Origin of the sequence: Rhodococcus sp. 05-2256-B1 (assembly GCF_002258465.1) — a bacterium.
Classification (GTDB): Bacteria; Actinomycetota; Actinomycetes; order Mycobacteriales; family Mycobacteriaceae; genus Rhodococcoides; species Rhodococcoides fascians.
Map to the genome: position 1 here is coordinate 201584 of NZ_NOZA01000021.1, position 14065 is coordinate 215648.

The 14065-nt window shown below is 64.3% G+C and carries 14 protein-coding genes, 1 tRNA gene and 1 other RNA gene; 12 read left to right on the top strand and 4 right to left on the bottom strand.

Annotated elements, in window-relative coordinates; translation table 11 throughout:
- Positions 1-68: 68 nt before the first annotated feature.
- From arr to CH285_RS12030, 3 genes are read left to right on the top strand one after another with little or no spacing between them, the layout of a single operon-like run.
- Positions 69-497, top strand: coding sequence for an NAD(+)--rifampin ADP-ribosyltransferase (arr, locus tag CH285_RS12020; RefSeq protein WP_032364755.1), 429 nt, complete (start codon positions 69-71; stop codon positions 495-497).
- 37 nt (positions 498-534) lie between these two features.
- Entirely contained in the window at positions 535-1401 is an 867-nt protein-coding gene (locus tag CH285_RS12025) for an alpha/beta fold hydrolase (protein ID WP_057472541.1), read from the top strand.
- A 33-nt stretch (positions 1402-1434) separates the two neighbouring features.
- Positions 1435-2052, top strand: coding sequence for a dihydrofolate reductase family protein (locus tag CH285_RS12030; protein WP_032384115.1), 618 nt, complete (start codon positions 1435-1437; stop codon positions 2050-2052).
- A 13-nt stretch (positions 2053-2065) separates the two neighbouring features.
- Here the strand turns inward: CH285_RS12030 and CH285_RS12035 are convergent, their stop codons facing one another.
- Both CH285_RS12035 and CH285_RS12040 read right to left on the bottom strand, forming a co-directional pair.
- A complete protein-coding gene (locus CH285_RS12035; RefSeq protein ID WP_032364754.1) occupies positions 2066-2788 on the bottom strand; it encodes a mycothiol-dependent nitroreductase Rv2466c family protein in 723 nt (240 codons plus the stop codon).
- Positions 2789-2825: 37 nt separating this feature from the next.
- Positions 2826-3734, bottom strand: a complete 909-nt coding sequence (locus CH285_RS12040) for a LysR family transcriptional regulator (protein ID WP_094644222.1) — start codon at positions 3732-3734, stop codon at positions 2826-2828.
- A gap of 139 nt (positions 3735-3873) precedes the next feature.
- Between CH285_RS12040 and CH285_RS12045 the strand changes: the two genes are divergently transcribed.
- Positions 3874-5289, top strand: a complete 1416-nt coding sequence (locus CH285_RS12045) for an MFS transporter (RefSeq protein ID WP_032408437.1) — start codon at positions 3874-3876, stop codon at positions 5287-5289.
- Entirely contained in the window at positions 5286-6032 is a 747-nt protein-coding gene (locus CH285_RS12050) for a 3-hydroxybutyrate dehydrogenase (protein WP_094644223.1), read from the top strand. The genes CH285_RS12045 and CH285_RS12050 overlap by 4 nt, the downstream gene beginning before the upstream one ends.
- A gap of 258 nt (positions 6033-6290) precedes the next feature.
- Here CH285_RS12050 and CH285_RS12055 read toward each other — a convergent pair.
- Positions 6291-6378, bottom strand: a tRNA-Ser gene (locus CH285_RS12055).
- Positions 6379-6473: 95 nt separating this feature from the next.
- Between CH285_RS12055 and ffs the strand changes: the two genes are divergently transcribed.
- An RNA gene (ffs, locus tag CH285_RS12060) (signal recognition particle sRNA small type) lies at positions 6474-6568 on the top strand.
- A 54-nt stretch (positions 6569-6622) separates the two neighbouring features.
- Complete coding sequence (locus CH285_RS12065) at positions 6623-7909, top strand: aminotransferase class I/II-fold pyridoxal phosphate-dependent enzyme (protein WP_032364594.1); 1287 nt, start codon at positions 6623-6625, stop codon at positions 7907-7909.
- A 63-nt stretch (positions 7910-7972) separates the two neighbouring features.
- On the opposite strand, the gene CH285_RS12070 is transcribed toward CH285_RS12065, so the two are convergent.
- A complete protein-coding gene (locus CH285_RS12070) occupies positions 7973-9490 on the bottom strand; it encodes an MFS transporter (protein ID WP_094644224.1) in 1518 nt (505 codons plus the stop codon).
- A 105-nt stretch (positions 9491-9595) separates the two neighbouring features.
- Between CH285_RS12070 and CH285_RS12075 the strand changes: the two genes are divergently transcribed.
- The 5 genes from CH285_RS12075 (at position 9596) to CH285_RS12095 (ending at position 14014) form a co-directional block, all read left to right on the top strand.
- Positions 9596-10267, top strand: a complete 672-nt coding sequence (locus tag CH285_RS12075; RefSeq protein WP_032369276.1) for a TetR/AcrR family transcriptional regulator — start codon at positions 9596-9598, stop codon at positions 10265-10267.
- Between the two features lie 161 nt (positions 10268-10428).
- Positions 10429-11685 (top strand): lipase family protein, encoded by a 1257-nt coding sequence (locus CH285_RS12080; RefSeq protein ID WP_255032452.1) that lies wholly within the window; start codon positions 10429-10431, stop codon positions 11683-11685.
- Positions 11686-11906: 221 nt separating this feature from the next.
- Entirely contained in the window at positions 11907-12560 is a 654-nt protein-coding gene (gene phoU, locus CH285_RS12085; RefSeq protein ID WP_032374645.1) for a phosphate signaling complex protein PhoU, read from the top strand.
- A gap of 37 nt (positions 12561-12597) precedes the next feature.
- Positions 12598-13401 (top strand): transglutaminase-like domain-containing protein, encoded by an 804-nt coding sequence (locus CH285_RS12090; protein ID WP_027494558.1) that lies wholly within the window; start codon positions 12598-12600, stop codon positions 13399-13401.
- Positions 13402-13438: 37 nt separating this feature from the next.
- Entirely contained in the window at positions 13439-14014 is a 576-nt protein-coding gene (locus CH285_RS12095; RefSeq protein ID WP_027494555.1) for an HhH-GPD-type base excision DNA repair protein, read from the top strand.
- Positions 14015-14065 lie beyond the last annotated feature (51 nt).

Consider the following 14065-nt stretch of genomic DNA (forward strand, 5'->3'; position numbering starts at 1 on the left):
TGCGGCAAGACCCAGTCGGTGGTGCACACTCTTCCGGCTACCGACACGGAGGAATTTCTATGGCAGACATGGCGGATACACCGGAGCGATTTCGGGTGCACGAGTCCGGTGCCTACTTTCATGGCACGAAGGCCGATCTGAAGGCCGGCGATTGCTTGTCTCCCGGCTATCGCTCCAATTACCGTCCCGAGCACATCTCGAACTACATCTACATGACCAAGGTGCTGGACGGTGCCGTGCTCGCGGCCGAGATGGCCGTCGGCGAGGGGCGTCCTCGGGTCTACATCGTCCAGCCGACCGGCAGTGTCGAGGACGATCCGAACGTTACCGACAAGAAGTTCCCCGGCAATCCGACGCACTCCTATCGCAGCGCGGAACCGGTACGCGTCGTCGAAGAGACGTCCGAGTGGGTCGGGCATTCGCCCGAATATCTGAGCCGGTTTCGGGACGGTCTGGAGAAGTTGAGACAGACGGGAACTGCGGTTCTCTACGACTAGCCGGTGAGTTTTCGCGCAGACCCAGGTCCACACCAGCATGACGACACAGACAGTTTCCGTTCCCGGTGCGACCCTGACGTACGACGTGATCGGCGAACTCGAGCCCGGGGTCACTCCCTTGGTGCTGATCGGCTCACCGATGGATGCGAGCGGGTTCGGGACGTTGGCATCGCACTTCCGCGACCGAGTGGTCGTCACGTACGACCCGAGAAATGTCGGACGCAGTCGACGAGACGACACGACCGCCGCGGTCACCTTCGGCCAGCATGCCGACGACCTGCACGCAGTGCTCACCGCCGTCGGCCATGGGCCTGTGGATGTGTTCGCCTCGAGCGGGGGTGCGGTCAATGCGCTGGTACTCGTCAGCAGATACCCGTCCGATGTCCGGACGTTGGTGGCCCACGAACCACCCGCCGGAGGCACCTTGCCGGATCGCGAGAACATCGCGACCGTGTGCGCAAACATGGTGGCCGCATACGATGCTCACGGCCGCGGTCCGGCCATGGCCCAGTTCATGGCGTTGCTCATGCACGCAGGACCCATCGACAACACGTTCTTCGATCGCCCGACACCGGACCCGGCGCAGTTCGGCCTCTCGGCCGAGGACGACGGAACCCGCGACGACGCCCTGATGTCCAACATGCGCGGCGGCGGCGTCGATTTCGCACCCGACGTCGATGCAATGCGTGCTGCTCCCACCACGGTTGTGATCGGAGTCGGCGAGGAATCCGGCGGTCCCGAGGACGGTCACATCGCCGCTCGCGCAGCGTATTCCACTGCGGCGCTCCTCGGATCGGAGCCGATTGTCTTTCCCGGCGGCCACTCGGGCTTCCTCGGTGGCGAATTCGGTCAGACGGGAAAGCCGACCGAATTCGCCGAGACACTACGGAAAGTATTGGGCTGATCGAGCTTTCGTCCTACAGAACCAGGAGCAATCATGGGCCTCATCACGCTGGAGCTTTTTGCCACCCTCGACCTCGTCGCGCAATCACCCGGAAGCCCAGAGGAAGACCCCGAGAACTTTCCCTTCGGCGGCTGGCAGGCTCCTCTGCTCGACCAGGTTTCGGGGGCGCAGGTCGCCGCCGCGTACGAGGGCACGGATGCGCTCCTGCTCGGGCGGCGCACCTACGACATCTTCGCCGCGTACTGGCCGCACCAACACGATTCGTTCGCAACGTTGTTCAACACGATCCCGAAATACGTGGCCTCCCGCGGCACACCCGATCTGCTGTGGAACGGTTCGACCCAGCTCGGACCGGACCTGGCCGGAGCCGTGCGTGAGATCCGAGATCGACACGACAATATCAAGGTGGTCGGAAGTCTCGATCTGGTGCAGACCCTGTTGCGCGAGAAGCTCTTCGATCGACTCGATCTGTGGGTGCATCCCATCCTTCTCGGAGTGGGAAAGAAGGTGTTCGCCGACGGCACCGTGCCCAGCAATCTGACGCTGCTCGAGCCACCGGCCGTCGACGGCAAGGGCACCGTCTACCTGCGGTACGGCCTCGACACCGGGACCCCGGACGTCGGCAACATGGACGACGTACTGACCGACTAGATCGGAGGGCAATTCATTTCTTCTGCCGTCGGCTCCCGCCGTGCCAATCCTGTTGCACGCCAACCTCGTCCTCCGTCACCCCCAGTGCCTTCAACTGGGGGAGTTCACGCATGCTGCGCTTCATCTCGGCAAATCCAGGGAATCGTGCGAGTCCGATCACGTTGTCCCACAGCGGTACTGCTTCTTCGTCGCTGGGTAGTCGGCTGATCACCGGACCGAAGAACGCCACACCGTCCGGCGGCTCGAAGGCGATGATGGGAGTTCCGACGTCCTTGCCGGTCAGCGACAGCGCATGATCGGTTTCGGCCCGGATCTCGTCGTCGATCGTCGAATCATCGAGTGCTGCAGTGTGACGGGTGGGCAGCCCGACTTCCTCAAGGATCGGCCCGAGGAATGCCGCGGTGCCGCGATGTCCGTGACTCGCAGCGTCGTCGGGCACCGCCTCGGTGTCGAAGATGTGCGTTCCGAGGGCCTGATACAGCGGCCCGACAGCGTCCGACCCATGCTCACGACGAACAGAGGCAGCGGCCCGCAGCAGTCGCAGACCCGCGGTGTGGCCGGCCTCGTACTCGGGTGGGAAATGGGCGTCGTAGTCGATATGCGAGTTGAGCAGGCGAAGCGAGATGAACCGCCAGTCGACGGTGTAGTCGCGCTGGGCCTGAACCTTGCGAACCCATTTGCTGGTCATCCACGCGAACGGGCATACCGGATCGAAATAGAAATCGATATCGGACATCAGGGGACTCTCCTTGTGGGGCATAGGTTCCGTGCGTTCATTTCTCGCCCAGCAGAGCCGAGCGTTGTTCGGTGACCACCGCGCGAATCGCGTCGATCACCGCCGACACTTCGGGTCGTCTGAGAGTTTCGGTGCGAGTGACGAGCCAGTACGTCAGGGTCACGGCGATGGCGTCGGGCAGGATTCGTTGCAGGTCGGGGTGTCGGTCGGCCATGAAACACGGCAACAATCCGATGCCCGCCGAGGCTCGTGTGGCCTCGACGTGGACGAAGACGTTGGTCGACGTCACGGATTCGCGCATCGTCGGAGTGAAGTTGGGGGCCAGATCCAGATCGTCGACGTGCAGCATCGAGTCGATGAAGTAGATGAACGGATGGGCGGCGAGGTCGGCCGGCACCTGCGGTGTGCCGTGCTCGTCCACGTAGGTCTGCGACGCGTACAGACCCAGCACGTAGTCGCCGAGCCGGATGGCCTCCGCGCGATGCACCTGCGGTTGTCCGACGACGATCTCGATGTCCAGTCCGGACCGTTGCCTCGACGCACGTCTGGTGGTCGCGACGATCTCCACCGACACCAGCGGATGGGTGCGTTGCACGCGAGCAGCCGCGGGAGCTGCGATGTAGGCACTGAAGCCGTCCGTGGCCGAAATGCGTACGACGCCCTTCAGCGCACCCGCGTCGCTCGAGACCAGCGTCTGCAGCGCGTTTTCGACGGCCTCGGCAGCGGCGAGTGCGCCGTGCCCCAGTTGGGTCAGTTCCCAACCTCCGCCGGCGCGGGTGAGCACTCGTCCGCCGAGTGTGTCCTCGAGTGCGGCGATGCGTCGGGAGATGGTCGTGTGGTTGATGCCGAGGTCGTCGGCAGCGGAGCTGTAGCGTCCGGTTCGACTGACGGCGAGCAGGACCAGCAGGTCGTCGGCACTGGGAACCTTCCCGTCACCGCGTGTCATGTGTGCAGTTTTGCAGATCGAACCTGCGTCCATGCCTCTTGCGCAGAAAAAGATCTGCACCAATACTCAGACCAACCCCGCTACATGTGTGGTCTGTCACAAACACGAGCACGCAGTGCCGAGCAACACAGGAGAAGCTATGAGCGTCGACCGACCGCTGGCAGAAAGGTCCGAGCCGGACCCCGATGCCACCCCCACGGGCCTGAAGAAGGTCGTCGGAGCATCGATGGCCGGCACCATCGTCGAATGGTACGAGTTCTTTCTCTACGGAACCGCCGCCACACTGGTGTTCAGCAAGATTTTCTTCGCGGCCGGAACCAGTGAGCTCGACGCCATTCTCGCGGCCTTCGTCACCTACGCCGTCGGCTTCGTCGCACGACCCTTGGGCGGCATCGTCTTCGGACACTACGGCGACAAGTACGGCCGAAAGAAGCTGCTGCAGTTCAGCCTCGTCCTCGTCGGTGGTGCCACGTTCCTCATGGGCTGCCTACCGACATTCGAGGCCATCGGCTACTGGGCACCGGCACTGCTGGTCACCCTGCGATTCATTCAGGGCTTCGCCGTCGGCGGCGAATGGGGCGGCGCGGTTCTCCTTGTCGCAGAACATAGTCCGAACAAGAGCCGCGGATTCTGGGCCAGCTGGCCGCAGGCAGGCGTGCCCGCCGGTAACCTCCTCGCCACCGTCGCACTGCTCGTCCTGACGACAACCCTGTCCGACGAAGCGTTCCTCAGCTGGGGCTGGCGCGTCGCGTTCTGGCTCTCTGCCGTCATCGTTTTCGTCGGCTACTACATCCGTACCAAGGTCTCCGACGCCCCGATCTTCCTCGAGGCACACAAGCAGGCCGAGGTCATCAAGGCCGCGTCGTACGGCGTCTTCGAGGTCGTGAAGCGTTACCCGCGTGGCGTATTCACCGCGATGGGTCTGCGCTTCGGTGAGAACGTCATGTACTACCTCGTCGTCACCTTCTCCATCACCTACCTCAAGGTGGAGGTCGGCACCGACACCAGCACGATCCTGTGGTGGATGCTCATCGCCCACGCGATCCACTTCTGCACAATTCCGTTGGTGGGCAGGCTCGCCGACCGCATCGGCCGCCGTCCGGTCTACTTCGCCGGCGCCCTCACCGCGGCAACGTGGGGCTTCTTCGCCTTCCCGATGATGAACAGCGGCCACAACGTCGTGATCCTGCTGGCCATCATCATCGGCCTGATGTTCCACGCCTTCATGTACGCCACACAGCCCGCCATCATGGCCGAGATGTTCCCGACGCGGATGCGGTATTCCGGTGTGTCCCTCGGCTATCAGGTCACCTCGATCGTCGCCGGCTCGCTGGCCCCGATCATCGCGGTGAAGCTGCTCGACATCTACGGCTCGTCCGTGCCGATCGCGGTGTACTTGGCCGTGGCCTGCGCGATCACCGTGGTTGCCGTCGTCGTAGCCAGGGAGACAAAGGGATTGGCGCTCGAAAGCATCGACATTGCCGACGCCAAGAACCTGGCCACCGAAGCCGAGCTGGCGAAGGCCGGTCTGCTCGATCCGAGTGTAAAGCGGTGACCGACCTGACCGGACGCTCCGCCCTCGTCACCGGGGGAGCGTCCGGCATCGGGGCCGCGTGCGCGCGTGAGCTCGCCGGCCGCGGTGCCCGCGTCACCATTGCCGACGTGAACGACGTCGCAGCAAAGGAATTGGCAGCCGAGCTCGAAGGCGAGGTGTGGTCGGTCGATCTGCTCGACACCACCGCACTGGACGACCTTCGGCTCGACGTCGACATCCTGGTGAACAACGCGGGTATCCAAACGGTGGCACCGATCGTCGACTTCGACCCGGGCGCGTTCCGTCGCATTCAGACGCTGATGGTCGAGGCCCCGTTCCTGCTGATTCGTGCGGCGCTGCCTGGGATGTACGCACGCAGGTTCGGCCGAGTCATCAATCTGTCGTCGGTGCACGGACTGCGCGCGTCGGAGTTCAAGGTCGCCTACGTCACCGCCAAACACGCACTCGAAGGACTGTCGAAAGTGACAGCCCTCGAGGGTGCCGCGCACGGCGTGACGAGCAACTGCGTCAACCCCGGATACGTCCGCACACCGCTGGTGGAAAAACAGATCGCCGATCAAGCCAAGGCGCACGACATCCCCGAGGACGAAGTACTCGAAAAGGTGCTGCTGACCGAGGCCGCCATCAAGAGACTCGTCGAACCCGCCGAAGTCGCCTCACTGGTGGGATGGCTGACCTCCGAGAACGCAGGAATGGTCACCGGGGCGTCGTACACCATGGACGGTGGTTGGTCGGCTCGTTAGATTCAGTGCCGCCCGTCTGCTGCGCCCCCCACTTTGGGATCAATGTGGGTTTCAGTCGCTCAGATTGCAACAAAGTCGCATTCATCCGGATCGGGTCGCCGCACCCCACCGGATGAATGCGGCTTTGTTGCACTCAGACGGACTCGAACGCCCATTGATCCGGAGACGGGTGGGCTGATCGGGAGACGGGTGGGCGCGAACCGGAGCACCCCTCCCCGAACAGCAAGAAGCCCCCGTGACAGGTCACGGGGGCTTCTTTGGCGGAGGATAGGGGATTTGAACCCCTGAGGGCGTTAACCCAACCCGCGTTCCAGGCGAGCGCCATAGGCCACTAGGCGAATCCTCCGTGGGGGAGCTTACCCGGTTACCCCCACCATCTCCCAAATCGGGAGGCGCGAAGGGTGGTGATGCGTTGTCCGACGGGAGGCGGCTACACTTCCTAACGGATCCCGCGCGGCGCGCATCCTGTGAACTCCCCCAGGGCCGGAAGGCAGCAAGGGTCAATGGGCTCTGCCGGGTGCGCGGGGTCCCCTTTATTTCAGTGACATAGACACTGTCCGGGGAACCCAGTCACCGAGAGGCCGCTCCGCATGCCAGCGCAAACCCAGTTGGGTCTGATGAACCATGAGGAGCTCGCCTCCGAGCACGAGCGGCAGAGCGCGAAGTACACGCAGCTCAAAGCCGAGAATCTGAAGCTGGATCTCACCCGCGGTAAGCCGTCGCCCGAGCAGCTCGATCTCGCTGCCGATCTGTTGACGCTCCCCGGCGCGGACTACAAGGACGGCAACGGCACCGATTGCCGCAACTACGGTGGCCTCGCGGGTCTGCCGGAACTGCGTGCCATCTTCGGCGAGTTGCTCGGCATCCCGGTGAAGAACTTGCTGGCCGGCAACAATGCGAGCCTCGAGATCATGCAGGACCTGGTGGTCTGGGCTCTGCTGCACGGGCTGTCGGATTCGCCGCGCCCGTGGTCGGCGGAGCCGAATGTTCGCTTCCTGTGCCCGGCCCCCGGCTACGACCGTCACTTCGCGATCACCGAGAGCTTCGGCATCGAGATGATTACGGTGCCGATGGGTCCCGACGGACCGGACGTGCACGAGATCGCCAACCTGGTGGCGTCGGATCCGCAGATCAAGGGCATGTGGGTGGTGCCGAACTACGCCAATCCCACCGGTGCCGTCTACTCCGAAGAGGTCGTTCGCGCGCTGGCAACGATGCCCGCAGCCGCACCCGATTTCCGTCTGTTCTGGGACAACGCGTACGCGGTGCATCCGCTGACCGACGAGTTCGCGCCGTCCTACGACGTCATCGGCATGGCGGCCGAGGCAGGTTTCCCCAATCGTGCGTTCGTGTTCGCGTCGACCTCGAAGGTCACGTTCGCCGGTGCCGGAGTCAGCTTCTTCGGCAGTTCCGAGGAGAACCTCGCCTGGTATCAGAAGCACCTCGGTAAGAAGAGCATCGGACCGGACAAGCTCAACCAGCTACGTCACCTGCGTTTCTTCGGTGACGCCGAGGGGGTGCGGGCTCACATGGCCAAGCATCGCGAGATTCTGAAGCCCAAGTTCGCGCTGGTGCAGCAGATTCTCGAGGACCGGCTCGGTGCGTCGAAGATCGCGTCGTGGACCGAGCCCAAGGGCGGCTACTTCATCAGTCTCGACGTGCTCGAAGGCACGGCCGCGCGGTCGATCGCGCTGGCCAAGGACGCCGGAATTGCTCTGACGGCCGCCGGCTCGGCCTTTCCGTACGGAAAAGATCCGGAAGACAAGAACATTCGCCTCGCGCCGAGCTTCCCGTCGCTCGGTGAGCTGGAGAAGTCGATGGACGGCGTCGCAACCTGCGTTCTGCTGGCCGCGACGGAGAAGCTGCTCGAAGGCTGAACGCATGTGAGTGGAAACTCGTAGCAGGCTACGCGTTTCCACTCACATGCGGCGAAGCCGCTCTCAGTGCCCGACGACGACCGTACCCTCGGGAGCGGAGGGCAACGGCCCCTTCTTCAGGAGCGTGGCCGAGAGCACCGCGCCCAGTAGGAAGATGCCCGACGCCCACCAGAAGGTGGTCGTGTAGCTGGCGATTTCGGCGTTGGCCTGCAGCAGAGCCGCATCGGTTGCCGTCGCCATGTTGGAGCTGACGTAGCTGGTGGCGGCGTTGGCTGCCACGGTGCTCAGGAGTGCGGTGCCGATCGAGCCGCCCACCTGCTGCATGGTGTTCACCGTTGCCGACGCGACGCCGGAGTCGTCCGGAGCGACGCCGGAGATGGCGCCCTGCATGGCCGGTGCCATGGTGGCACCGAGTCCGAGACCCATGATGATCAAGCCGGGCAGGATGTGGGTGACGTAGCTGCTGTCCAGATCGATCTGGGTGAGCAGTCCCATTCCTATCGACGCGACCACCAGGCCGGTCGTCATCAGGATCCGCGGTCCGAACCGGGGGAGGATCAGTGCCGTCGACAGTGTCGCGGTGAGGATCAGCGACGCGATCATCGGCATGAACGCGAACCCGGTGGTGATCGGGGTGTATTTCAGCGTGCTCTGCAGGTAGTAGGTCAGGAACAGGAACACCGCGAACATGCCTGCGCCGGTGACGAACACCGCGAGGAATGATCCGGCCCGGGTGCGATCCAGAACGATGCGCAGCGGCAGCAGAGGGTGCTCGACGCGATTCTGGATGGTCACGAAGACGGCGAGAAGAACGACACCTGCCGCAAGGAAGCCGAGGGTGACGGGGTTGCTCCAGCCGTCGGACTCGGCGTGGGCGAAGCCGTAGACGATCGAGAACAGCGCAGCGGAGACGGCGATCGTTCCGGGGATGTCGAGCTTGGGTCGGACGTCGACCTTGTGCTTGGCCAAGAACAGGAAGGCTCCGACGAAGGCGAGCGCAGCGAAGATCAGGTTGACGTACAGGCTCCAGCGCCAGTTGGCCCATTCGGTGAGCATGCCGCCGAGCAGTAGACCCAGTGCACCGCCGCCGCCGGCGATGGCGCCGAAGATGCCAAAGGCCTTGGCGCGTTCCTTGGTGTCGGTGAAGGTGGTGGCCAACAGTGACAGGGCCGCGGGTGCCAGCAGTGCACCGAAGACGCCCTGACCGGCGCGGGCTGCGACGAGCATGCCGAAGTTGACGGCCGCGCCGCCCACTGCCGACATCAGCGCGAAGCCGACGAGGCCGATGAGGAAGGTGTTACGTCGACCGAAGAGGTCGCTCAAGCGTCCACCCAGGAGCAACAGGCTGCCGAACGCGAGTGCGTAGGCGGTGACGACCCAGGAGCGGTCGGCGTTGTCGAAGCCCAGATCGAGCTGGGCGGCAGGGAGTGCGATGTTCACGATGGTCGCGTCGAGCACGACCATGAGCTGGGCCAGTCCGAGAGTGGCGAGAATCAACCAGCGATTCCGGTGCGCACGCTCGTCCGCCGGCGTCGTGGTCGACGTTGCGCCGTCCACGTTCTCCGATGAAAGGGTGGTCATGGTGTCCTCGGTTCGACTATGCGGAGGTGTATCCTCCGGTTGTAGGGCAAAGGTAGCAGCTAAGTGGAGGAATGTCCTCCGCTTATCGGGTGAAACGGACATCGAATGAGTGTGAGAGCGGACACAGCGGCATCGAAGCCCCTACGGGCGGATGCCGAACGCAACCGACGCCGCATCGTGGACGCGGCTCGCGAGCTGTTCGCTTCCCGCGGTATCGACATCACGCTCGACGACGTCGCCGCACACGCCAAGGTGGGCGTCGGCACCGTCTATCGCCGCTTCTCGTGCAAGGAAGAGCTCATCGACGGCGTCTTCGAGCAGCGCCTCGAGGGAATGCTCGCCAGTGCCGAACGCGCCCTCGAAGCGGAAGATCCCTGGAGTGGGTTGGTGGGCTTTCTCTCGGACGTATGCGAGGAAATGGCCTCCGACCGCGGCCTCGGTGATGTGGTCCTCGGGTCGGACGAGGGGTGCCGCGGCATCGCGGAGATGCGCCGACGGATCGACCCGTTCTTCGCGAAAATCGTCGATCGCGCCCTCGAATCCGGTCAGCTGCGTCCCGATGTGGCCGTCACCGACTTCTATCCGGTGCTGGGGATGATCGGCTCGACCGTCGAATTCTCCAGTCATGTCGATCCCGCGAACTGGCGACGGTACTTCACGGTGCTGCTCGACGGCCTGCGCGGTGATTCGGTACCCCGATCGGAGCTCCCCGGACGTCCCTTCACCGACGACGAAGTGGATACGGCGAAGGCGGCCATGCACGGTCGCCGCCGCTGACTGGTGATTCGTCCAACTTCGGTCTGTACGTTGTGTGCGCCGTCACGTAGGGTGCGTCACGGTAAGTGCTACGCGGGGTAGCGCACACCTGGCAGCAGGTGTTCAGACGTTGGGGGTTCGATTTGCGTTCGACGCGTGTCTTCGGTTCGGCCGTGGCAGTGATGGCAGTGTTCATGGGGGTGACTGCGCCGGCCGTGTCGGCAGCACCGTCGACGGGTTCGACCGTCGAATCAGACTTCTACATTCCGCCGAGCCCGCTGCCCGCCGGCGCGCCGGGCGACGTGATTCGTTCCGAGCCTTCGCATCTCGCGCTGTCGGTGCCGGGCATCGGCGGCACCCTGCCGGGTGAGGCAACCCGAATCATGTACCGCAGCACCGATTCCAACGACGACGCCAATGCCGTCACGGGTACCTACATCGACCCGGCCGCGCCGTGGACCGGTCCGGGGCCGCGCCCGCTCGTGGTGTTGGCACCGGGAACGCAGGGGCAGGGCGATCAGTGCGCGCCGTCGAAGATGCTCAACAACGTCATCACCTACACCCCGCCGCTCGGATTCATGGTCGAGTACGAGGTACTGGCCGCGTATTCGCTTCTCTCCCAGGGCTATGGCGTCGTCATCACCGATTACGAGGGTCTCGGCACGCCGGGCGCGCACACCTATGTGAACCGCGCGTCCGAGGCTCATGCCGTGCTCGACGCGGCCCGCGCAGCTCGGCAGCTGCAGGGCACCAAGATCTCCGGCGACGGCCCGGTCGCGGCCTACGGCTACTCGCAGGGCGGCGGAGCTGCCGCAGCGGCGGCCGAGATCGCCGATGAATACGCCCCGGAACTCGATCTGGTCGGCACCTACGCAGGAGCGCCTCCCGCGGATCTGAAGAAGACCCTCGAACAGGTCGACGGCACCATCCTCACCGGCGTGATCGGCTACACCCTCAACGGCCTGCTCAATTCAGACCCCGGTCTGCAGCCGATCGTCGACGAGAACATCAACGACGCAGGCAAGGCCATGCTCAACCTGGTCGCGAATCAGTGTGTCGGAGAGACGATTCTGAACGTCGGGCTGCACCGCACCAACGAGTACACCAAGACCGGCGAGCCGCTGTCGGTGGTGCTGGACAGGTTGCCCGTCGCGCAGGAAATCCTGGCCAAGAACAAGATCGGTGAGCGTACGCCGAACGCCCCGGTACTGATCCAGTCCGGAACCTCCGACGACATTGTGCCCCACGGTCAGGCCGTCGAACTGGCCGGCGACTGGTGCGGCAAGGGTGCAACAGTGCAGCTCAGTTCCGCGCAGGTCCCGGCTATCGTGCCGGGTTCCGGTGCCGGGCATCTGATCCCGGACATCCTCGGTCTCGGCGAAGCTCAGAGCTGGATCAAGGATCGCTTCTACGGAGTGCCCGCCCCATCGAATTGCTGATCGGCAACCGATGATCGAACGGCCCGCGCTCACCGAGCGCGGGCCGTTCGGCGTTCCCTCCCATGTCGGCCATCGATTCGTGTTCAGCAGGCATGACCGACGTCACACCGTCGAGTTCTCCAACGAGCCCACAGCGGTGTGAGGGTGTAGAAGGATGCGCAGCAGGGTACTGCCCTGCAATGCCCTGAGGTTGGGCTGTCGAGCGGTTGGGGTGAGTGAACATGCGGGACAGTTACACGGAGGCGCTCGACACGTTGGCGTCGGAGCTGTCCGAAATGTCGAGAATCGCGGAACGAGCGATGGCTGACGCCACGCGCGCGCTGCTCACCGCCGACATCGTGCTCGCCGAGCAGACGATCGAGTACCGCGAAGAGATCGACACTCTCGCCGTCGAATGGGAACACGAGGCCTTCGCTTTCCTCGCTCGACAGTCGCCGGTTGCTCACGATCTGCGCCGTGTCGTATCCGGGATCAACATCGTGGCCGACCTCCAGCGCATGGGTGGCCTCGCGGTGCACATCGCCGAGCTTGCCCGCCGCCGTCACCCCGCACATGTGCTGCCGCCCGAGGTCGAGGGCGTGTTCACCGAGATGGGTCGGGTAGCCATCGCTCAAGCGGAGGCGACCCAACGAGTGCTCGAGACGCGGGACGCCGAACTCGCCGCGAGTCTGCGAACGCAGGACGAGGAGATGGACGCACTGCACCGCAGCCTGTTCATGTTGACCTCCGCGTCCGACTGGCCGCACGGTGTACCGGCCGCCGTCGACATCACGTTGCTCGGCCGCTTCTACGAGCGGTATTCCGACCACACCGTCGAGGTCGCGAAACGGGTCATCTTCCTGGTGACCGGAGCGCGCCCCACCGACGAGTCTTAGTCTGCGAGAACCGCTCGGAGATGGCAGGATCGGCACGATGAAACGTGACGTCTCCGCGTACCTCGATGTCGATGTGACCGAGGCCAGCACCCTCGAGTTTCAGATCGCGATCGCGCCGCATCCAGGAACCGAAGTGTGGGAAGCACTCTCGTTCACACTCGACGGCCAGCCCGTCGAAGCGCAGGAAATCAGTGGCGCGCACGGCACCCGCATCCACAAGCTGCACGCCGGCGTCGGCAAGCTCGAAGCGTCGTACTCGGCGACGATCTACGGCAACACCGACCCGGCACCGGTGTCCGATTACGACCTGTCGCTGTATCTGCGGCCGAGCCGCTACGCCGAGGCAGACAAGTTCTTCGGTTTCGCAGCAACGGAATTCGGCTCGTACCCGCCGTCGGAGAAGCTTCTCGCCGAGGTGTCGTCCTGGGTGGGAGCTCGGCTGAGCTACGTTCCCGGAAGCAGCGACCCCATCGACGGTGCCGTCGACACCCTCCTCGCCGGTGCCGGAGTATGCCGCGACTACACCCACCTCGTCGTCGCACTGCTCCGCGCAGTGAACGTGCCCGCTCGACTCGTGGCCGTGTACGCGCCGGGCTGCGATCCGATGGACTTCCACGCAGTCGCCGAAGCCTTCGTCGAAGGGCAATGGAGAGTGGTCGACGCTACCTGCCTCGCGCCGCGATCGACCCTGGTGCGTATCGCAACCGGACGCGACGCAGCCGATACCGCATTCCTCGACAATCACGGCGGATCGATCATCCTCAACAGCGCCGTCGTCGGAGCCGTCGTGGATGGGCCGCTGCCCTTCGACGACATCACCCAATTGGTGTCCATCACCTGATCGGGTCGCTACTGCCGGACATGGCAGGATCGAGCCCATGTCTCGCACTCTGAACCTCGTCGGCGATCCGGAGGCCGATGCATTGCTCGCCGAGGATCCGTTCGCGCTGTTGATCGGCATGCTTCTAGATCAGCAGGTGCCGATGGAATCCGCCTTCGCCGGGCCGAAGAAGCTCGTCGACCGCCTCGGTGATCTGAAGGTCGATACCGTCGCCGACGCCGATCCGGACGACTTCGCCGCATTGTGCGCGCAGACCCCGGCCGTGCATCGTTTTCCCGGCTCGATGGCCAAGCGCATCCAGGGACTCGCCGCATTTCTGGTCGAGAACTACGACGGCAAGCCGCAGGAAATCTGGACCCGCGACGACCCCGACGGTGCCGAGGTTCTGAAGCGTCTCAAAGCACTTCCCGGCTACGGCGATCAGAAGGCGCGCATCTTCCTCGCGCTGCTCGGCAAGCAGATGGGCGTGACGCCCGACGGGTGGCGAAAGGCCGCCGGAGCGTACGGCGACGAGGGTGCGCGTCGATCCATCGCCGATGTCGTCGACGAGAAGTCCCTGCTCGAGGTACGCGAATTCAAGAAGGCAGCGAAAGCGGCAGCCAAGAACAAATAAGTCTGTCGGTGCCCGTCGGTACGTTGTGGCAGAACTTGCACCGGGGGGACG